16 protein-coding genes are annotated in these 21,950 nt (G+C 42.3%); 8 read left to right on the forward strand and 8 right to left on the reverse strand.

What is annotated here, in order from left to right:
- The first annotated feature begins 12 nt into the window (after positions 1-12).
- Positions 13-2,052 (forward strand): alpha amylase C-terminal domain-containing protein, encoded by a 2,040-nt coding sequence (locus R8P61_10475; GenBank protein MDW3647481.1) that lies wholly within the window; start codon positions 13-15, stop codon positions 2,050-2,052.
- Positions 2,053-2,144: 92 nt separating this feature from the next.
- On the opposite strand, the gene R8P61_10480 is transcribed toward R8P61_10475, so the two are convergent.
- Positions 2,145-3,389, reverse strand: coding sequence for a glycosyltransferase (locus R8P61_10480; GenBank protein MDW3647482.1), 1,245 nt, complete (start codon positions 3,387-3,389; stop codon positions 2,145-2,147).
- A 75-nt stretch (positions 3,390-3,464) separates the two neighbouring features.
- On the opposite strand from R8P61_10480, the gene atpD reads away from it, so the two are divergent.
- The 4 genes from atpD (at position 3,465) to R8P61_10500 (ending at position 11,505) form a co-directional block, all read left to right on the forward strand.
- Positions 3,465-4,973, forward strand: coding sequence for a F0F1 ATP synthase subunit beta (atpD, locus tag R8P61_10485; protein ID MDW3647483.1), 1,509 nt, complete (start codon positions 3,465-3,467; stop codon positions 4,971-4,973).
- Between the two features lie 30 nt (positions 4,974-5,003).
- Positions 5,004-5,264, forward strand: coding sequence for an ATP synthase F1 subunit epsilon (gene atpC, locus R8P61_10490; GenBank protein ID MDW3647484.1), 261 nt, complete (start codon positions 5,004-5,006; stop codon positions 5,262-5,264).
- Between the two features lie 224 nt (positions 5,265-5,488).
- Entirely contained in the window at positions 5,489-10,783 is a 5,295-nt protein-coding gene (locus R8P61_10495) for a T9SS type A sorting domain-containing protein (GenBank protein MDW3647485.1), read from the forward strand.
- A gap of 245 nt (positions 10,784-11,028) precedes the next feature.
- Positions 11,029-11,505, forward strand: a complete 477-nt coding sequence (locus R8P61_10500; GenBank protein MDW3647486.1) for a hypothetical protein — start codon at positions 11,029-11,031, stop codon at positions 11,503-11,505.
- Here R8P61_10500 and R8P61_10505 read toward each other — a convergent pair.
- The 4 genes from R8P61_10505 to R8P61_10520 all read right to left on the reverse strand — a co-directional run bounded on the left by R8P61_10505 (position 11,499) and on the right by R8P61_10520 (position 16,716).
- Complete coding sequence (locus tag R8P61_10505) at positions 11,499-14,213, reverse strand: 4-alpha-glucanotransferase (GenBank protein MDW3647487.1); 2,715 nt, start codon at positions 14,211-14,213, stop codon at positions 11,499-11,501. The two genes, R8P61_10500 and R8P61_10505, sit on opposite strands and share 7 nt — an antisense overlap.
- Before the next feature lie 77 nt (positions 14,214-14,290).
- Positions 14,291-15,073 carry a TPM domain-containing protein gene (locus R8P61_10510; GenBank protein ID MDW3647488.1) on the reverse strand — a complete coding sequence of 261 codons (783 nt, stop codon included), beginning with the start codon at positions 15,071-15,073 and terminating at the stop codon, positions 14,291-14,293.
- A gap of 84 nt (positions 15,074-15,157) precedes the next feature.
- Positions 15,158-15,745 (reverse strand): LemA family protein, encoded by a 588-nt coding sequence (locus R8P61_10515; GenBank protein MDW3647489.1) that lies wholly within the window; start codon positions 15,743-15,745, stop codon positions 15,158-15,160.
- Positions 15,746-15,813: 68 nt separating this feature from the next.
- The gene (locus tag R8P61_10520; protein ID MDW3647490.1) at positions 15,814-16,716 is read right to left on the reverse strand and encodes a histone deacetylase; all 903 of its coding nucleotides are present in this window, start codon (positions 16,714-16,716) and stop codon (positions 15,814-15,816) included.
- Between the two features lie 166 nt (positions 16,717-16,882).
- On the opposite strand from R8P61_10520, the gene R8P61_10525 reads away from it, so the two are divergent.
- The 3 genes from R8P61_10525 to R8P61_10535 all read left to right on the forward strand — a co-directional run bounded on the left by R8P61_10525 (position 16,883) and on the right by R8P61_10535 (position 19,596).
- On the forward strand, positions 16,883-17,617 hold the full coding sequence (locus R8P61_10525) for a head GIN domain-containing protein (GenBank protein MDW3647491.1): 735 nt from the start codon (positions 16,883-16,885) through the stop codon (positions 17,615-17,617).
- A gap of 122 nt (positions 17,618-17,739) precedes the next feature.
- The gene (locus tag R8P61_10530; GenBank protein ID MDW3647492.1) at positions 17,740-18,438 is read left to right on the forward strand and encodes a head GIN domain-containing protein; all 699 of its coding nucleotides are present in this window, start codon (positions 17,740-17,742) and stop codon (positions 18,436-18,438) included.
- A gap of 120 nt (positions 18,439-18,558) precedes the next feature.
- Entirely contained in the window at positions 18,559-19,596 is a 1,038-nt protein-coding gene (locus R8P61_10535; GenBank protein ID MDW3647493.1) for a hypothetical protein, read from the forward strand.
- 891 nt (positions 19,597-20,487) lie between these two features.
- On the opposite strand, the gene R8P61_10540 is transcribed toward R8P61_10535, so the two are convergent.
- The 3 genes from R8P61_10540 to R8P61_10550 are packed head-to-tail and all read right to left on the reverse strand — an operon-like array spanning position 20,488 to position 21,876.
- Positions 20,488-20,877: a hypothetical protein gene (locus R8P61_10540; protein MDW3647494.1), complete on the reverse strand. Its 390-nt coding sequence runs from the start codon at positions 20,875-20,877 to the stop codon at positions 20,488-20,490.
- A 12-nt stretch (positions 20,878-20,889) separates the two neighbouring features.
- Positions 20,890-21,270, reverse strand: coding sequence for a hypothetical protein (locus R8P61_10545; protein MDW3647495.1), 381 nt, complete (start codon positions 21,268-21,270; stop codon positions 20,890-20,892).
- Between the two features lie 51 nt (positions 21,271-21,321).
- A complete protein-coding gene (locus tag R8P61_10550) occupies positions 21,322-21,876 on the reverse strand; it encodes a sigma-70 family RNA polymerase sigma factor (GenBank protein MDW3647496.1) in 555 nt (184 codons plus the stop codon).
- Between the last annotated feature and the right edge of the window lie 74 nt (positions 21,877-21,950).

The following is a 21,950-nucleotide window of genomic DNA, read 5'->3' on the forward strand; positions in this document are numbered from 1 at the left end:
CATCTTTCGTGTATGAAAAAGAATCCAGGCGCCAAAAAGACTCCCAAGAAAAAAAGTATTGCCCTCACAGAAGATGATCCCTGGTTAGAACCTTACCTGGATGATATTCTTGCCCGGCGCAAAAGGTGCAGAGATCGCCAGGAAGAAATTACCAAAACCTATGGATCTATGCGTGCCTTTTCGAAAGGGCATGAATACTTTGGGATCAATTATGATGCAAAGGCCCAAGGTTGGTGGTATAGAGAATGGGCGCCTGCTGCCGAGAGATTATCTCTGGTAGGAGATTTTAATGAATGGGATAAAGAAGCCCATATATTAGAAAAGAAAGAAGGAGGAATTTGGGAAATATTTTTACCCAAAGAAGTCCTCAAGCACAAAGATAAGCTCAAGGTCCACATCACAGCGGCAAATGGTTCACACGACCGTATGCCAGCCTATATCAAAAGAGCGGTCCAGGACCCCAATACCTATGACTTTGCCGGTCAGATTTGGGAGCCTGAAAAGGAATTCAAATGGACAGACAAGAAGTTTAAAGTGGATCGTTCCAAGGCTCCTATGATCTATGAGTGTCATACAGGAATGGCGCAGGAAAAAGAAGGTGTCGGTAGCTGGAAAGAGTTCGAAGAAAATATTCTTCCGCGCATCAAAAAACTGGGATACAATGCGATCCAGATGATGGCTGTTCAAGAGCATCCTTATTATGGATCTTTCGGCTATCATGTTTCCAATTTCTTTGCACCTTCATCTCGATTTGGAACACCCGAAGACTTAAAATCTCTGATCAATACAGCTCATAAAATGGGTATTGCCGTAATTATGGATATTGTCCATTCACATGCGGTTAAAAACTTTGCCGAAGGGCTCAACGAACTGGATGGCTCAGATGATCATTATTTTCATTCGGGAGGAAGGGGAGAGCACGAAGGTTGGGATTCCAAACTATTCAATTATGGAAAAGAAGAAGTTCAACGCTTCCTCCTTTCCAATGTTGCCTATTGGCTGGAGGAGTTTCATTTTGATGGCTTCCGTTTTGATGGAGTTACTTCCATCCTCTATTTCCATCATGGGGAGCATGTGAGTTTTGATCATTACGACAAATATTTCAAAGAAGGAGCAGAATGGGATGCTATCACCTATTTGCAATTGGCCAATGAACTCATCCATGAAATCCGTCCAGATGGGATCAGTATAGCCGAAGATATGAGCGGCATGCCAGGTGCCTGCAGGACAGTGGAGGAAGGAGGCCTGGGCTTTGATTTTCGCCTGGCTATGGGCATACCAGATTACTGGATTAAAATCCTTAAACATAAGCAGGACGAGGAGTGGAACATAGAGGAGATGTGGCATACCCTCAACAATCGGAGGTATAAAGAAGCCAATATCGCCTATGCCGAATCCCATGACCAGGCCCTGGTAGGAGATAAGACCCTGGCCTTTTGGCTCATGGACAAAGAAATGTATTGGCATATGAGGGTGGATGATCAGCATCCCGTCATTGACAGAGGGATAGCTCTTCATAAACTCATTCGCATATTCACAGCTACCCTGGGCGGAGAAGGCTATCTCAATTTCATCGGAAATGAATTTGGCCATCCGGAATGGATCGACTTTCCCCGAGAAGGAAATGATTGGAGCTATAAATATGCTCGCCGGCAGTGGTCATTGCTAGATAGAGAGGATTTGAAATACCAATTCCTCAACAATTTCGATGCAGCCATGTTGCGTCTGCTTTCGGAAAATGATGTCCTATCTGCTTTGCCTGCCGCTCAATTGAATATGGATGAAAACAATAAGGTGATCATCTTCGAAAGGAATAACCTCATTTTTGTTTTCAATTTTAGCACCTCAGCTTCTGTCCCAGACTATAAATTCTTTGTTCCAAAAGCAGGGAAATATAAAATTGTGCTGAATTCTGATAATAAGGACTTTGGCGGATTTGAGCGGATAGATGAAGCAGTGGAATTCTTTACTGTGGAGGATGAGCACGGCAGTAATCAGCTAAGCATTTATACGCCTAGCAGAACGGTATTGGTGTTTAAGAAAGAGGAATAGAAGTAAGAACAAGGAACAAGGAATGGAAAAGGTAGAAGTGATTATTATCAGATTTCTTCTCCAATCTGCACTCCTTGTTCCTTATTCTGCAATCAGTTCCCCTGTTTCTCCCGATAAATCAGCAATAAGTCTTTCGCAGAAAGTCCCTTTTTTACATCAGCATATCTTTTCCGCAATACTTCTTCAGCAACTCCTTCAATCGGCTGATCAGGATATCCATGTTCCTGCAGGTAATGCACAAGCTTCAATACCTTAAGTCCATTAAACCATTTAAAAAATCGTTTGACAAAAGAAGCTTCATCTCTGACATGCTTCATCATTTCCTCTACATTTGCCTCAAAATCCTGTTCCTGTAAAAAAGTCCTCATCACATCTTCTATCACTGGAGCCTTTCTCCTGTATAAGTCAGGAACCTGATCAATGAAAGATTTGAGTAAATCAAAAATTCTTGGATCATAGGCCGGATAGCTTTTTCTTTCTCCTTCCATCCATTTTATGATTGCCTTTCCTGTACCAAAGGGCACATGATCTGCCGGTCTGGGCGAGGGAAATACACTTGTTGCATTGCATTCGCTAAGCTTGCCATCTACTATATATTTCATCAGGAAGTAAAAATCTTCTCCTGCTTTCCGTCGATTCATTCCATTTTGTTTTTCATAAGCCGATGAACGAACAGCCATAGACGAGCCTATAGTATGAAAGGCATATGGATGACCGGCATATCGGAGTCCTTCGATATAATACCGTAGGAAAAGTTCATAATAGATAATGCCCCGATACACATCCGCTTCAAACTCATTTCCTGAAAGGGGATGTTCAAAGTAAATGGAGCAAGCTTCTGATTTTGGCTTGTTTTGAAAATGTCGATATACCGCTTCGATATAATTCTCCGCTACCGCTGAGTCGGCATCCAGGCAAAGAATAATCCCCTCTTTTTCTTCTGCCAGTTCAAATCTTCCAACAGCCTCGTCCATCCCGATTTTTCGAGCCAGCCCAACTCCTGCATGTTTCTTTGGCAAATCTTCCTTTTTTAGCAAAAAGTAGGAATGGCTTTTCTTTCCGCTTTTGATCCATTGCTCAAACTCCTTTTCCGTTTGCTGATTGAGAGCCAAAACGGCATCGGAAGCATGCTCACCTGCATTCAAAACAATTATGACTTCAGTTTCGAAGTTCTGTTTGGGGTTCTTTTCCAAAGAATTTAAGGTATCCAAAAGCCCCTTTTCTGCATAACAAGGGATAACGATCACGACTTTTAGCCCCTTTTTTGGTGCTTTTTTTAGCACTTGCTTACAAAAGCTGTGTTTTTGCAAGTAAGTTTGGCCTGAGAAAATGGTCATATGCTTGCTTATTTAGACTTGCAAAAGTAACTTGCGCTGATTTTAAAACACACTGATTATAAGATAAATTATCTAATGGCTAAAGCTAATATCAATACTGGCAAAGTTTCTCAGGTTATCGGACCGGTAATCGACGTGGAATTTTCAGCTGAAGGCTCCACACTTCCTAGAATTCTCAATGCCCTTGAGATCAAAAGAGATAGCGGTATGCTTGTGCTAGAAGTACAGCAGCACCTTGGAGAGAACAGAGTAAGAGCCATTGCCATGGACTCTACTGATGGGATTGAAAGAGGAATGGAAGTTGTTGACAGAGGACAGACCATTACTGTTCCTGTAGGTGATTCTATTCGTGGGCGTCTGTTCAACGTAACAGGTACTCCTATCGATGGTCTTAAAGATCCTGAAGCAGAGACTGAATATTCCATTCACGGTTCGGCTCCAGCTTTCGAAGAGTTAACAGTAAATCCTGAAGTACTTTATACAGGTATCAAAGTAATTGACCTGCTTGCTCCTTACCTCAAAGGAGGAAAGATTGGTCTCTTCGGTGGTGCCGGTGTAGGAAAAACAGTATTGATTCAGGAGTTGATCAACAACATTGCACTTGCTCACGACGGACTTTCTGTATTTGCAGGAGTAGGGGAAAGAACTCGTGAAGGAAACGATATCCTTCGTGAGATGATTGAAGCAAAGGTAATTAAGTACGGAGAGAAATTCGAGCATAGCATGGAAGAAGGAGGTTGGGACCTCGATGCGGTTGATTACAAAGAGATGCTTGATTCCAAACTCACCATGGTATTCGGTCAGATGAACGAACCTCCTGGTGCACGTGCTCGTGTTGCATTGACAGGATTGACCATTGCAGAATACTATCGTGATGGAAACAAGGAAGATGCTAGAGGCCGTGATGTACTTTTCTTTATTGACAATATTTTCCGCTTTACTCAGGCTGGTTCTGAGGTGTCTGCACTTCTTGGACGTATGCCTTCTGCGGTAGGATATCAGCCTACGCTGGCATCTGAAATGGGTGCGATGCAGGAGCGTATTACTTCTACCAAGCGTGGATCTATTACCTCTATCCAGGCCATCTATGTACCTGCGGATGACTATACCGATCCAGCACCGGCAACTACCTTTGCCCACCTGGATGCAACTACCAACCTTTCGCGTGCGCTTTCCGCTATTGGTATCTACCCTGCGGTGGATCCATTGGATTCTTCTTCTCGTATCCTGCAGCCTGATGTAGTAGGCCAGGAGCACTATGACTGTGCACAGAGAGTTATCCAGATTCTTCAGAAGTACAAAGAACTTCAGGATATCATTGCGATTCTTGGGATGGACGAACTTTCTGATGAGGATAAGCTTTCGGTTGAAAGAGCACGTAAAGTTCAGCGTTTCCTTTCTCAGCCATTCTTCGTTGCAGAGCAGTTTACCGGTACTCCGGGACAATTCGTTTCTATCGAAGATACCATCCGTGGTTTCAATATGATCATTGATGGAGAGCTCGATCACCTGCCAGAAAATGCCTTCTATCTTAAAGGAGGAATCAACATGGTGATAGAAGATGGAGAAAAAATGATCGCATAAGTAAGATTTCAGGTAAAAATTTAGTAATATATGGCAAGTTTCGAGCTAGAGATCGTTACACCTGAAAGTAAAATCTTCAGTGGATCTGTTGAAAGTGTACAAGTACCGGGCTCTATGGGCAGTTTTCAGGTTCTTGTAAATCACGCTCCGATCATCTCTACTTTATCAAAAGGTAAAGTGAAGGTTGTAACAGAATCCGGAGAAAAACTGGATTATAATACAGAAGATGGCGTAATTGAAGTTTTAAACAACAAGGCCATCATTCTTGTTGAAAGATTATCAGAAGAATAAGATCAATGTATCTATAAAGAAACTGTGTTTGTTTGTTGTAAAAGGGCCGGCCTGCATGGGCTGGCTTTTTCCTTTATATAGGTATAATATTTTTCATGTAAGAAAAAACAAGATTTTTAGCATTTGGGCGTTTGTATAGGGTAGGTTAAAGGTGAATTACCTCCTGTTGTTATTTCAATCCATCTTTTCCTTCAAGACATTACGAACTCAAACCCAAACTGCTTATGGAAAAGCTATACTCCAGCCTTTTTTCCAAGCTATGCGCGCCTATTTTCTTGCTTCTGTTTTCCACGCTTTCTATTCAGGATGTTTATGCTACCCATGGAATGGGGGCAGACATTACTTTCTCTTGCGTAGCTCCCAATATTTATGATGTCAAGTTGACCTTTTTCAGGGACTGCTCCGGGATTGTACCCAATCCGCAGGAGATTTTAGAATACAGTTCTGTAAGTTGTGGAGTAACTGCCACAATAAATCTCACCCAGCCTGTTGGTAGCGTCATCGATGTGACGCCCATCTGTCCTTCGGCTGTGAGTAAATGTGATGACCCCGCTTCAGGGGTTTTTGGTTTTCAACAATACACCTATACCGGCAGAATAACATTGCCCACGGGCTGTGGCAATGACTGGCAATTGGGCTGGTCTAATTGTTGTCGAAATTTTGCTATTACTACCTTAGTTACTCCCGGTAATCAGGATATGTATGTTTCCGCTAGCCTGGATAATACCCTGAGCCCCTGTAACAATAGTCCGATATTCAATAATATACCTACTCCTATTGTCTGTGTAAATCAACCCGTGATCTATAATCATGGGGTTACCGATCCAGATGGAGATAGCCTGGTATTCTCATTGACTTCCTGTGCGCAGGGTGCAGGTGTCCCCGTCAATTATGATCCCACCTTTAATGCAACAATCCCTTTACTGACTTCAGGAGGTGTAAGCATTGATCCCATGACCGGGCAATTGACATTTACTCCAAACACCGAACAAATAGGGGTCATTTGTGTACTGGTAGAAGAATATCGAAATGGAGTTAAGATCGGCCAAACGGTTCGGGATATGCAGTTCAGTGTGGTCAATTGTAATAATCAACCTCCTATAGCAAGTGGAGTAAATGGAAATGCAGGAGTATTCGATTTAGACCTATGTGTAGGAGCAACGACTTGTTTCGATATACAAATCAGTGATCCAGATGGAAATAATGTAACTACCAGCTGGAATAATGGAATTACTGGAGGGACCTTTGCGGTACTTAATGATGGGAGTATGAATCCCAGCGCAACCTTTTGTTGGGCACCGACTGCAGCTGATCTGGGTTCTCATTTTTTTACGGTTACGGTAAAAGATGATAATTGCTTTCTTACTGGAGAGGCTACCTATGCTTTTACCATCAATGTAGTAGGAACCAGCAATGCCCTCAATGCTTCTGTGGATAATAGTATTTGCCTGGGAGATTCCGCAAACTTGAGTTCGAGTGGAACCGGAGCTACCAATTTTGTCTGGACACCTGCAAATGGATTATCAGATCCCAATATTGCAAATCCCCGCGTGTCTCCTTTTGTAACAACCGTATATACCGTTCAGGCACAATATCCGGACGGATGTCTGGGGGAAGCTCAGGTTACGGTGGAAGTAAATGATCCTCCGGCAGTTTCAGTGAGTCCTCCCGTATCTTTTATCTGTCCAGGAAGTTCGGCTACCTTAACTGCTAACTCTCCTACAGGCACTGCCTTTAGTTGGAGTACCACAGCTGTAGGCAATAGCATCAGTGTAAGCCCTGCCAGTTCTGCTATCTATGAAGTGTATGTGGAAGATGCGAACGGATGTAGAGACACGGCCAGCGCAACAGTAAATGTGAATACCCCCGGAACAAATCTATGTAATGTAGTATATGTTAGCCCGGGAGCAACGGGAACTGGTACAGCTGCTGATCCGGGAGACCTTACGACTATGTTAAATCAGGTTACCTGTAATGACGTAGTTGTAAAAATGAATATTGGTTCTTATAACATAGACAATACCATTACTAATGTTCTCGGCAATGTTACGATTGAAGGAGGCTTTGATCAAGCCAATGGCTGGCGAAAGACTAGTCAGGCTGGAGCGACAACTATAAACCGAACAACTGCCAATCCTGATGGCTTACCCAATAACCCCCGTGTATCTGTTTTTGAAATTGCCAATGCCTCTAACTTCCGCATACAAGACCTGACCTTGACTACGGATGATGCCAATCTTCCGGGTATGTCTTTGTATGGCATTCATTTGAGCAATTGCTCTGAGTATGAAATAGTCCGTTGCCAGGTCCTCGTAGGAGATGCGGGTAATGGCTCGGACGGAACTGTAGGAGCAGATGGCTTGGACGGGGAGGATGGAGTAGCAGGTTCTTATGGAGGAATAGATGATAGAGGAAATGCCGGACCTGGAGGTAAAGGGGGAGATGGAGCTGGTACAGCGGGAACCTTTGGGGTAGGTGGTGCAGGAGGAACAGATCAGAATGGAGTGGGTACTTGCTGCCTTGAAGGTGAAGCAGGAGGAGCAGGAACACTTGCAACTGATCCACGCTCAGGAGGAGGAGGAGGAGCTGGAGGTGCCGGAGGAGAAGCTAACTCTGATGGAGGAGATGGTGGAACAGGAGCTGCAAGCCCAACAGCTAATGCTGGAGGCATTGGAGGAGAATTTCATAACAGTAATACAGGAGGACGTTCAGATGGCTCTAATGGCTCCGTAGGAACCGGTGGAGCAGATGGAGGAGATGGAGCCAATGGCACAGCCGGGGCTCATGTGGCTGGATTCTGGAACCCTGGAACCGCTGGAGCAAATGGAGGAGATGGAATAGGGGGCGAAGGTGGAGGTGGAGGAGCCGGTGGAGGTGGCCAGTGGGGATCACTAATGCTCCAGGCTTTTCAAGGCGCAGGTTCAGGCGGCGGTGGAGGTGGCGGCGGAGGAGAAGGCGGCCAGGGAGGTAATGGTGCAACTGCAGCTGGCTCAGCTTATGGCATATACGCCTTTAATAATGGCTTTAATGGAAATATCATCGACTGCTTTGTACAAGTAGGAACAGCTGGAACGGGAGGAACGGGAGGAAATGGGGGAACTGGTGGAGATGGTGGAGGTGGTGGCCTCGGGGATGATACCAATGGTACCCTCTTTGAAGTGGGGCGTGGAGGTGATGGTGGACCCGGAGGAGATGGGGGAAATGGAGGAAAAGGAGGAGATGCAAGTGATGGAGAGGCCCAGGTCTATTATTTCAATGGAGGATTGGCTATGGCAAGTCTTCAGACTTCCTTTAGCCTCAGTACACAGGATGTAATCAATATGGACAACATTTCCTGTGTAAATACCAATGTGGATTTTACTGCAGGCAGTTCCGCAGCCTGGAATCTGGGAGGAGGGGCTGTAAATCCTACGCCCAGTGGGAATGCAGTAGCCAGTAGTTATACCACAACCGGAAGAAAAGATATAGTATTTAATGGCCAATCATATACAGGTTTTGGTAATATATCCCAGGATGATGCAGTAATTCCTGATGCAGATGCCAGTGCTCCTGTCATTAATGGAGTATTCAGAATTTGTGAGGGCGAAAGTGTAGATTTCTCAGCCCTCAATGGAACCAATACCTATATCTATCATTGGGACCTTGATAATGGCGCCATTCCCAATAATTATGATGGTACTACTTTCCAAAGCCTTAACAATATCAGTTTCAATACCGCAGACACCTTTTATATAGAATTGAGGTACGAGACGGATTGCTGTGGGCTATCTGATCCGGATACTGTTACCCTGATTGTTGATCCGCAACCTACTCTTGCCCTTGTAGGTCCGGCTTCGTTTTGTGCAGGAGAAGGGGGAGTTAATCTCACAGCTTCGGGTTCAAGTATTTATACCTGGGCACCTGCCACTAGCCTGAATACCGGAACAGGTAATTCGGTCATTGCTAATCCGACTTCAACTACCAAATATTATGTCACCGGCTTAAATGATAGCCAGACCTGTTCTGTAAGAGATAGTATTGTCTTAACGGTAAATGATTTGCTCCTGGCAGAAAGCTCTACTGATGAAGGCTGTACTCCTGATGGAACGGCAAGCGTAGTGGTAAGTGGAGGTTCTGGAAGTTATGCCTATGCCTGGAATACCAGCCCTGTCCAAACGGGAGCCACTGCAACAGCCCTTGCTACTGGTAGCTATAAAGTAGTGGTAACTGATCAAACGACAGGATGTAAAGATTCAACAGATGTCTTTGTTGATAAAACTCCTGGAAACATTACGGCCTTTACAAATGTCATAAATCCGGTTTCTTGTAACGGACTTTCAGATGGTACTGCAAGTGTTAACCCAAGTGGTGGCTCTGGAAATTATAGTTATACCTGGAGTCCGGCTGGAGGCACAGGAGCTACTTCAGCTCCCCTTGCTGCCGGAAATTACTCTGTGCGTGTAGTTGATATTACAACAGGATGTGAAACAACAGTACCCCTTAGTATACCGGAAGCTCCACCAATAGCTATTTCAGTTCTTTCCTCCACAGATAATGATTGCCAAACCTTTGGCGAAATCAATGTAAATGCCGGAGGAGGAAATGGCCCCTTTACTTATACCTGGAATACAACACCCGCTCAAACAGGGCCTGTTTTGGATAGTGTCGCAGCTGGAGCTTATACAGTAACGGTAGAAGATCAGGATGGCTGTATAAATAATTTAGCAGTCAATATGCAAGGGGCTTCTCCTGTAGCAGTTTCTCTGGTAAATAGCCAGGATGCCACAAGTTGTGTGATCAATGATGGTTCTATTACGGTTTCAGCAGTAGGAGCTGGAACAATCACCTATAATTGGCTAACGACTCCTCCTCAGACTGGTCCAACCATAAGCAACCTATTTCCGGGTTCTTATGAAGTGGAGGCAATTAGTAACAATGGATGTGCAGATACCCTGGGGATTACTTTGGGACCCCTTTGTCCTTTGAATAATAGCATCGTCTTGTTTAAAGCAAGTGCCCTGGAAGCCTCAGCTGCTTTGAATTGGAGAATTGCGCAAGAACATGCAGAATTCAAACTCATTCTGGAACGCTCAGAGAATGGACTTTCATTTGAAGAATTCTCTCATTTTGAATCTAGGGATCAATATGGCCTGATCGATTATAGCTTTGAAGATCATGAGGTCCGAGCAGGTGGCAAATACTTCTACCGAATTATTATGGAAGATCTGGAAGGAAACCGACAGTTTTCTGAAATTCGGGAAGTTAGTTTTAGTAGCGAAGAGGAAATTCAATTGATTCAGCTGTATCCAAATCCAGTACGGGATGAAATTTGGCTACAATTAAATGCTCAGCGTCCTGGAAGTTTGCATGCAGAACTCTATGATATGAAAGGAGCTCGCATATCAAGTTGGACGAAAGAATTAGAAGCAGGAGAGCAGGAACTCAAACTGGATGTAAGTAATGCAGCTTCGGGGGTATATATTCTGATTTTGCATACAAATTCTCATTGGTCAGATAGAATAAAACTTATCAAGGAATAAAGAATTGTGTTGAGGTTTTGGTAAAAGGCCGGCCCTTTTGGGTCGGCTGTTTTATTGAAATATTTATCGAAAAAATAAAATCTAACACTGTTATGGGAGATTTTAGTATTTCCCCAATAATCGTCTGGTAAATCCCGAGTCTCCTGTTATATTGCCGCAGATATTTCCCCTGAATTCTTTCCATGAAATTCGCGCTTACCTTTGTATTGATAAACATAGGGGAGTGGTTAATCAAAATATAGAACATGAAAAATCTTTTCGTCTTTCTTTCAATTGTGATGGGAGTATCTCATATCGCCCTTTCACAAAGTGGTACCAAAGTAAGTTTCAACGGAAAGGAGGTGGATGCAGGCGCTATGCAACATCAGATTCTGTGTCTCCAGCAAGGAGATAAATTCAGCATACAGTATACTCCAGCAAATCCGGATGAAGAAAGTCAGTACGTTATTGGTGGCCTTGAATTCTGGGCGCAGGTAAGTATGGGGCAGCCTAAAATTATCGGCAGATTGGGATTTAGTGAGCCTGCTGCAAAGCCAGTGATCAACTTCACCCTGGCCGACTTTAAAGCTACACAAATGCTCCCTGATCAGACAGATGCTATTCGCGTAAATGTACGTGTAGCACAGGTTCTGAAAGTCCAGGGAAAACGTATGCTGGGCTTTGAGCCCCTGGATGAACAGAAAAGGAGTTGTTCCTTCATGTTAATTAAAAGCTGTCAATAAAGGGGATTCCTCCCACTATGCTCCAGCATTTCCTTAAGTTGGGCATTGAATTCTTTTGCGTCCATCAATTCTTCTAAAGAAAGATGTAATCTATACCTCCAGTAATGCTGAGGGTTGGCAGGAACGTTTATTCTTTCGTCTAAGGGATTTTCTCTACGCAGATTGCCATCTATAGCCAATAAATCCTGTAAGGGGAATATGGCCCACATACTCGGGCTATTCAGGTGCTGATAAATCATGGCTTTCCCTATCTCTGCTTCACAATAGTAAGGCGCAGAACCTTGTCGTCCCAGAGATTGATTGTAAAAGGCCTGGGTTTTATTTCGGTCTTCTTCCCACCAGGCTCGAATAGGAGACATGTCATGGCTGGAAGGACTTACTACACTTAAATAGGGAGCAAGAGCCGGATCTCCAAACTCCAGATGGGTTTCTTTTGGCATGCGCTGTATTTCGAGGCTTAGAAGTCCTAATCCCTCCATAACAGAAGGAACACTATCCGGGACCATTCCCAAATCCTCACCACAAACCAACATCTCTGTAGCATCCACGATTGCAGGCAACTTTACCAGGGCCTGATCTTTCCAAAAGAGATCATGTCTATGATAGAAATACGCATTGTAAATCTCATTTAAGACTTGTTTTTGATGGGCATCCAAATCTCGATAAGATTTGGTGAAATGAACTGCTATACGTGGATGATATTTATGGGCATAATCATGATCTTCTTTGTGAAAAAGAATTTCTCCTACGAGGTTTTCGAGGCCTGTTGATATATCCTGATATTGAGCTTTGCCTTTGAGATAATTTCTCAGTTTCCTTTGACTATCAAAAACTTCTTTAAATTCATAAAAGCCAGGTCGAGTAGGGGAGTCTTGCAGAAATTCAGCTTTGACAGATTGTGCCTGATCTCCAAAATATTCCCACAGGACATGATCCGTTATGTATGCCTTGCAGAAACGTCCTTCATCAAATTGCAGTCCTGCATACCTAAGGTCATCTGCAGAGTAGGGGAGAGCCGGATTAAAGACTCCCAATAAGCCTTGAATTTGTGCATAGGGCACTTGCCAGATGCGGAAAAAACCAAGAATATGGTCTATTCTATAGGCATCAAAATATCGGGCCATATGACTCAGCCTTTTTCTCCACCAGGCATAATCATCCTGAGCCATCACATCCCAATTATAGGTTGGGAAACCCCAATTCTGTCCTTCAATGGCAAAATCATCCGGTGGAGCGCCTGCCTGAAAATTCATATTGTATAATTCAGGTGCTGCCCATGCATCTACGCTGTACCGGTATATTCCGATCGGAATATCTCCTTTCAAAACAACTCCCTGTTCTCTTGCATATTCGGCTGCATCACTGAGTTGTAAATGTAGATGATATTGGATAAAGTAGTGGACAGCTATATCGTCATAATTCTCATGAGAAGCTCTTCCGAATTTAGCAATCTTTTTTTCGTCATATACGGCATGTTTTTCCCATTCCTTGAAGTTTACGCCTTTGTATTTATCCCGTAGAAAAGAGAAGACAGCATAAGGATGTAACCATTCTTTATTTTCCTTTATGAAAGCCTGAAAAGCGTTATCTTTTTTCAGTTGTTCTTTCTCCTGATCATATAATAGCTTAAAGAAGCGGGATTTAAGCTTCATCACGGCCTCATAATCAATTTCTTCAAGCTTATTGAGTTCTCTGGCTTCTCTTCGGAATACCGAAAGGAATTTTTTGTCTTTTAGCACGCCCATTTTTTCGGGAGAAAGGTATTGGGGATGCAAAGCGAAAACGGAAATAGCCGCATAGGGATAGGAGTCTACCCAGCTATGTGTAGCCACTGTATCATTGATGGGAAGGATTTGTACCAGCTTCTGTCCACTTTCTTTTGCCCAATCAATAAAGCTTTTCAGGTCAGCAAAATCTCCTACTCCCCATGAGTTTTTACTCCTCAAGGAAAATACGGGCAAAGCTACACCAGAAGCTCGCCAATTGGCTTCGTCCTGTCTGAATATCTCATCCTGTTGAATGAATAGTTCATTGCTTCCATCGGGAATCAGGCGAATATGCCGGTTTTCTCCGCTTTCCCAGGAAATTACTTTTTTCTCCTTCTTGTCATATATCCCATATTTATACTGAATTTCCCGGGCAGCTCCCTTGAGGGCTAGCTCAGCTTCCCAGTTCGGAAAGTTTTCAGATGACATGATCAGGGCTTTGGATTCCTCCCAACTTCCAATTTGGGGATCACTTCCGATCACACAAAGGGAGCAGTTTTTGGGTAGGCGAGCAGCCATTATGCGAAAGCTCAGAATTTGAGAGTCTTTCTTTCTTTTGATTTTCTCCGTTTTGACCCTGCGATGAAGTACACGGGTGAAGGCTGAACTTAGTAGGGCATAATTGGGATGACTTCTGGATCTCCAGTAATCTCGAATTTGTATACTTTCGAAGCGCCCTTTTTGCAAGACGACCGTTCTTCTGGGGCCCCATTCTTTATCAAAGCGACCAGAATTTTCGTCCTGTAAATAATAATTGTAGTTCAGCTCTTTCTCTTTGCCTGCTGGAATATCAAGGCTGATTCCCCAGGAGCCAGCACCCAGATAATGAAGGGGGATTCCTTTTCCTTCATGTTCAATTGAGCAGTTATCGGCAAGCGATCCTGCTATGAAGAGTCTTTGTCCCCAATGGGTGTAGTAGTGAATTCGAATTGTAAGCGTCATTATCTATTGGCTCCATTAATGTAGGGAGCAAATATATAGCAAAATTCGAATAGGGAAATGCTGAAAAATGAAGATTCTTACCAACTGCCGGAAGCACCTCCGCCTCCGAAGCTACCTCCACCAAATCCTCCGAAACCACCTCCGAAGCCTCCGCCTCCTCCCCAGGATCCACCTCCATTTCCTCCTGGCAGAAAAATCCATCCCCCTCCGCCTCTACGATATCTTCTTCGATAGGTCCCACCGCCTCCATCATTGCCTCCTCCTCCGCTTCCACGGCTAAGGTAAATAAAGACAACAATGATCAAAAGTAAAACGATTAGATTTGAAATATTTGAACTGGGTTCGATATTGCGCCTGGGAGAATAATAATCCCTCAAAGCTGCATCGTCATATTCTCCTTTTACCAAACCAGCCAGAATCTGGGAAGCATTGCTAAGTCCTGTATAATAATCCTTAACCTGAAAGGAAGGTTTCATATACTGCTCCATGATATTTTTGGCAACAATATCGGGTACTGCTCCTTCCAGCCCATAGCCAACTTCTATCCTCATTTTTCTGGAATCCGGATAAACTGCGACCAAAATACCATTGTCATTCGCAGCTCCTCCAATTCCCCAGCTCTCAGCTACCTCAAGGGTATATTCTTCCAGACTTCTTCCAGAAGGCAGATCCATGATGGCTACTGCGATCTCATTTGAGGTGCTTTCCGCAAAATTTGTCAGATAGCTATTGAGCTGTGTCCTTTGTTGAGGACTCAGGATATTTTTATAGTCATTGACAAACCCGACTTCTTTGGGAACCTGAGAAAATAGGAGTACAGGAAATAGAAGAAAAAGAAACCCTATGAGGCGATTTTGCATGTTGGGGTATAAGGAGATATAAGAACTTTATATAAAGATGGGCAGAAAACCCATTGGGTTGGATTTTCTGCCTGATCTTTAGCCTTAATTAAAATTTACATTAGGAGCTTGCTCAGCTCCTTCTGCTGCTTCAAAATTGGCCACTTTACTATATCCAAAGAAATTGGCGAAGAAGCTTGCAGGGAATTTTGTGATATGCACATTATAATCTTTAGACGCATTGATATAGCGTCTTCTTTCTGTGCTAATTCTATTTTCCGTTCCTTCCAATTGTGCCATCAAATCTCTGAAGACTGTATTGGATTTGAGGTCAGGATAATTTTCCGATACAACCAGAAGTCTTGAAAGAGAAGAACCCAGGGAACTTTGAGCTTCCATAAATTCTTTCATCTTTGCTTCATCTGCCAGATCGTCGCTGCTAATGTTGACCTGTCCAACTCTTGCTCTGGCATTGGTGATATTTTCAAGGGTTTCCTTTTCAAACTCACTATATCCTTTCACTGTCTCAACAAGATTTGGAATCAAATCAGCTCTTCTTTGATACTGATTTTCTACTTGTGCCCAATTGGCATCTACCTCACCTCTCAGTTCGGCCAGTGTATTCTGTTGTAAAATTCCACATCCTCCAACGATGGCTGCGAGGATCAGAATGATAATTATTGCTCTGCTCATGTTATTATTGTGTATGTTTTAAGCTAGATATTTCTTTATGGACGCCAAAATATCTAAAAAGTTTCTATTTAAAACCAAATATCTTTCGCAAGTCGAAAGGTATTGCAGTGGGCGTCAACTATATCTCGAATATCCGGGGAATAGCCTCCGCCCAATGATATGACTAATGGGAGGCCTTTTTCGTGACAGCTTTGCATGACAAATCGATCTCTTTCTTTGCATCCAGCTTTTGTCATATTTAGTTTCCCTAGTTTATCACTTCCCAAAACATCTACCCCAGCCAGATAGAATACAAGCTCTGGTTTTTCTTCTTCCAGGAGATTGGCTAAGGTTTCCTTGAGAATGCCGAGATACGTTTCGTCTCCACTATAGGCTGCTAAACTGATATCCAGATCTGATATTTCTTTTTTCAAGGGATAATTTGCTTCACAATGCATACTGAAAGTGAATACCCGACTTTCCTCACGAAAAATTTCAGCGGTCCCATTTCCCTGATGTACATCGAGGTCTATGATCAGGATTTTTCTATATCTATTTTCATTGAGTACACAGGTGCTGGCAATGGCGATATCATTGAGGATACAAAAACCTTCTCCATGATCTGTATAGGCATGATGGGTGCCGCCTGCTCCATTTATGGCAACTCCATATTCTTCTGCATAACCTACATTATCCAGAGTTCCTTGCGCAATCACTCTTCCTCTTTCCAGCAATTGAAGAGAATAGGGAAAACCGGTTTTTCGAATCTCCTTAGGACTGAGTTCTCCTCTGCAAAGTTTTCCCCAATATTCTTCAGTATGGGTAAGGAGAATAAGCTCTTCTTTCATTGCTTCTGGTCGATACAGATTCTCCTCTTCAATAGTTCCTTCATACAGCAATTGCTCGGGAATCAACTCATATTTCTCCATAGGGAATCGATGATTTTCCGGCAAAGGGTGTTTAAATAAAGGCGACCAGGCAATCTTTAGCACAAAAAGGAATTTTTATTGGGAGATTTTTGCTCAATTGAAGGAAATGATGCGAAATTATCAGGAAATCTTCCAACCATGCAAATTGAGAAGACTCTTTTATCCATATAAATCAGCATAAAGCCAGAAATACAAGAAACACCCTAATCATTAAAGAAATACGCTAATTATGAAAAATGTAACTCAGAAGCTCAGTGCAGTGTTTATGCTTGCACTCCTGTTCAGCCTTAATGGCTGTTTTGTGAATTTCGATTCCAAAGAGAAAATGGAAGGAAATGGAGATGTCGTTGAAATGAGTGTGGATCAGGATGATTTCGAAGGATTGAGTGTCAATGGAGTATTTGATGTGCTCTTGCATCCCGGTGAAAGTCATTCGGTAACCATTACGGCAGATGAAAACTTGATGGAACACATCAAAATTGAAATAAAGGATGATGTTTTGCATATCACCTCTGAAAAAGATTTTAAAACCAAAGAAGCGATCAAGGTGGATGTATATGCAGAGGAAATCAACTATGTTAGAATAGGAGGAGCTGCAAATTGTGAATCAACCGGAACCCTTGAATCCGATGAAATAGAAATGAACATTGCAGGAGCCGGAAACATAAAATTAGGCCTGGACACTGAAGACTTAAAAGTAAACATTTCAGGTGCAGGTAATCTGGAGTTGAAGGGAAATGCTGATGAGAGCCGCTTCGGCATATCTGGCGCAGGAAATCTGCAAGCTTATGATCTCAAAACGCATAAGACTACCTTAAAAATGTCAGGCGCAGGAAATGCGGAAGTTTATGCGGATGAAGATCTGAATGTTAGCCTCAGTGGCATTGGTAGAGTTTCCTATAAAGGAAGCCCCGAAAACCTGCAAAAAAATGTGAGCGGCCTTGGCGTCGTTAGCGAGGGATAGCTCAACATCTGTTGAACCCGCGGGCAAAGGCTGTTCTAAATCGAACAGCCTTTTTATTTTTTCGTACACTTAAAAGCGCAACCTTTTACACATTCATTTAGTCTGTAAAAGAAAAATATAACATGAAATTCAGCCACATATTTTCCGCTGTGATCCTATCCCTCTTAAGCCTATCTCTTTCAGCGCGTCCTGCAGTTGATGAAAAGGATAAAAGAGAATACAAAGTCAAGGACTTTCATAGCATAGAGCTTAATGGTAGTTATGAGGTCATCCTAACCCAGGCAGATAAATCAGAAGTTTTGATTGAAGCTTCTGACAAAGTACATGATGCCATTGAGGTTAAGGTAAAAAGAGGGGTACTGGTCTTTAGTATGGATACCAAAAATGCTATTCTCAAAAAGACCAAGATCTATATCAGTAATCCTGAGTTCGAAGGAATTCATATTCGTGGTGCTGCTAATGTATGGAGCACTACTGGTGTGAAAAGCAAGGATTTGCATATTCTGACTTCCGGAGCGGGTGAAGTTGATTTAGATGTAAACGTAGGAAAACTGGATGCTGAAATTCACGGAGCTGGAAATATCAAGTTGCGGGGGCATGCAGATTCTTCTTATATGAATATTGATGGAGCAGGAGGAATCAAAGCCTTTGACCTGGAAGTTGATGAGCTGGATGTGGAATTAAATGGAGCAGGTAGTGCTCAGGTTTATGCAGAAAAAGACCTGGAGGTTGAAATCCGGGGAATTGGGAAAGTAACCTATGAGGGAGATCCTAAATTGCATAAAAACATCAGCGGTTTGGGAAGGTTAAAAAGAAGATAAGTCTTAGTAAAATATATACTGGAAAACCCTGGTAGCAATATCAGGGTTTTTGGTATTTCAGAGATTTGGAATAATTATTATCTTAAGCATGCATTGTAAGAAATCCTAATACCTTAAACTGTGAAAAAAGTACTTCTGCTGATTCTCGGAGTTTTTCTCCTTTCAGCTCAAAGCCAACCTGAAGATCAAATTAAGCCTGAATCTGATCTCTTTACCTCTGATGAAGTTCTCGAAATGGTTATCAAAACCGATATAGGCGCTTTATTTAAAGACAGAGAAGAAGAAAGAGATTATCACCCTGCAGAGATTACTTATAAAGATGGAAATTCAGAAGAAGTAAGTCTCCCCTTAAAAGTAAAGGTTAGGGGAAATTTCAGAAGAAAAGGAGGGATTTGCCGTATTCCCCCCATTCGTCTCAATTTTGCCAAAGCCACTTCTGGAGGAACAATATTCGAAGGAGAGGACAAAATAAAGCTGGTAACCCATTGTCAAAAAAATCCTCCCAAATACACACAGTATTTGCTTCAGGAGTATTTGGTATATCGTATTTATAACCTGGTATCGGACTTTAGTTTTAAAGTTCGTTTGGTCAAGATCCGTTATGAGGACAATACGGGTAAATGGAAGCCGATGGATACTTATGCTTTTATGATAGAGGATGAAGATATGATGGCTGAGAGGCTAGGTGGGACGATCAAAGAACAAGTAATGGTGCATCCTACTGGGGCTGATGCTTTTCAGACTACGCTGATGTCTGTATTTGCTTATTGTGTAGGAAATACTGATTGGTCTATTCCTCAACTTCACAATGTGAAACTTCTCCTCAGAGAAAACCAACCATTGATACCCATCCCGTACGATTTTGATTGGTGCGGAATCGTAAATGCTCCATATGCTGTCCCTAATCCCGCCATATTTGAAGACCTCCCCAATGTTCGTACTCGAAGATATAGAGGCTTTGAACGAGACGAAGAATTATTCCAGGAGGTGTTTAAGGTGTTTAATGAGAAGAAGGATGAGATTTATGCACTTTACAACAATTGTGAAGGCTTGATGGGTTCTCAACGGAAATTGAGTATTAAATACCTAAATGACTTTTATAAAACCATCAATTCTCCCAAACTAGCCAAAAGGAATATCTATAATCGAGCTCGCTAAGGAATTTGTCTAAATAACTAGACAATCAATAAATTTTAGTTAAGTCTAAACAGCTTTCGCATCTCGAGCCTGAGTTCAGGCTTGAGCAATTCTTATGGGTATTGCCAGCTTTTCATATTAAATAAAAATCAAAAGCGGGATGTTTTGGGAATGACTTTCCTTAGGCTATTATTCCAGTCAGATAACTACTTGTAATTAAATCTAACACTGTTATGGGTGATTTTTGAATTTTCTTAAGAATACACCTAAAGGACACATGCTTTTGGCAAGTGAGGTCTTGGAATCTCTGCGGATTAGATCGACTTATGAAAAATGATATGGATCGAGGTATGATTTGGAGAACTTAGGGTACAAAGTGTAAATGCATCTTAAACTCTTTGTCATGTCAAAACTCAATCTACTTTTTCTTAGCCTTTTCTTGCTTCTTGCCTTCCATACCTCTAATGCACAAACCGCAACGGCTAAGAGAGCTCCACTCTTTGAAAATTTACAGAGTCCCAATTCATAGTGGGGTAGTGGTATGGTGCAGGGAATTTAATGTGCTGGGATTTTCGAAGGCAAATATCAAAGCCCTTCCAGCCAGCCAGCCAAATTAAGCAAATGAAGGCTCCTTCAGGCTTAAGGAGATTGATGGGTCCGATTCAACTGCAATGTGAAAAGAGGTGTATGCAGATCGATTTGGCAAAGGAATGCGGAAAAAATTGTTTACTCCTATGGAATGATGCAAATAAAGATGGGAAGTTGAATCCTAAGAGCGAATTGAAATGCTATCATGCAAAAGGGAAAGCTAACTGCGGGATTATAGGAAAAGAGTTGAACTGTGAATAGAAATAGGATCAGAAATAAAAAATAAAAAAGGAGATGAAATCAACTTTTCATCTCCTTTTTACTTTAATGGCTTGCTTCTTTGGGCTTCTTTTTATGATGTCGCTTTCTGTTAAGCCTTCGCTTTAGTTTTTCGATTTGATCTTCACTTATGTGAGGAGCCAATTCAATCGCCATGCTATCTGTTCTAAGTCTTGCCTCATCCCAAAATCTTCTCATATGCTGATGTACACGAGGAGCGTAATCTTCCAGGATAGGTTGGACAGCAGCTTCTTGTTCAGGAGTAATTTCCATTACTCTTTTGAAATATTCTACATGCCCATCCTTTTTGCTGAATTTCTCCCGCATTTCCTTCATGCGGTTATCGTGAAGGGTTTGCCTGGTGATAAAACCTCCCGCAAATCCTATCATAAGGGTTAAAAGGATGAGTAATATGGATGTTATTTTCGGATTCATCCGATTGATTGATTAATTGCTAACTAAATATTCGTTTACGATTTCGTCATAAGACAGGCCGGCAACTCCAAGAAGTCCGTCCAGGCTTAAACTACCTTCAGTTCCCCAAAAAGTGAGGATCCAGATAAATACAGCTACCATAGTTGGTAGGGAGACTCTCATGAATGCATAATTGATGCTGGAAAGTAAACCAAGGGGTTGACGAGTAACGTCAATCTCCTTCATTACCCTGCTTGAGAAAAAAGGCTTAAATCTAAAGTCCTGTGATCTTAAAACATCTCTTAGTTCCAGTAATTTCCGCTTTTCTTCCTGCAATTCACCATCATGCTTCAATGCATCTGAAAGCATAGCTTCCTCTCCACTCTCAAGATTTTCATGTAGAGATCGATGCAATAAGTTATGTAAATGCTTTTTGTCCATATTGATAGATCGGTGTGTGTGTCATTATTTGTTTAAGGGCTCCAGGATTGCTTTCAACTTCTTTTGAGCCCTCGATAATCTTGAGAGCACGGTTCCCATGGGAATATCCAAAATCTCGGCCACTTCTTTGGTAGAGTAGCCCTCAATCATCCTCAGCACAATGATGCTTCTGAATTCCTTAGGCAGTTGGAGTATTCCTTTTTGTACCATTTCCTGTATATCTTTTTGTTCCGGAGTCAAACCATGATCTGGTATTTCTATTTGGTATAATTCTGTATCCTTTGAACGGAAGAGATTCAATCTTTTGCGCTTTTTAATCGCATTTAGAGAAAGATTGATCGCAATCCGGGTCAGATATGTACCTAATGCTGATTCTCCTTTAAACTTGGCCAAAGAACGATAAAACCGAATAAACACTTCTTGTCCTACGTCCTCTGCTTCCTGACAGTTTCCCAACATCCCTACAACTGTCCTCGCGATCTGATACTCATAGCGTTCCACGATTAATTGGAATGCTTGCTTGTTCCCCTCTCGTACTTGAGAGATCAGTTCGATATCTGTAAGGGACTCTGTTTGCACCAATTTTGTAATCGTTTTCTTTTAGACATAAGAAATTCACGATATATTCCAATAACGTCATATTTTTTATCTTA

This window comes from Bacteroidia bacterium (genome assembly GCA_033391075.1).
GTDB lineage: Bacteria > Bacteroidota > Bacteroidia > J057 > J057 > JAWPMV01.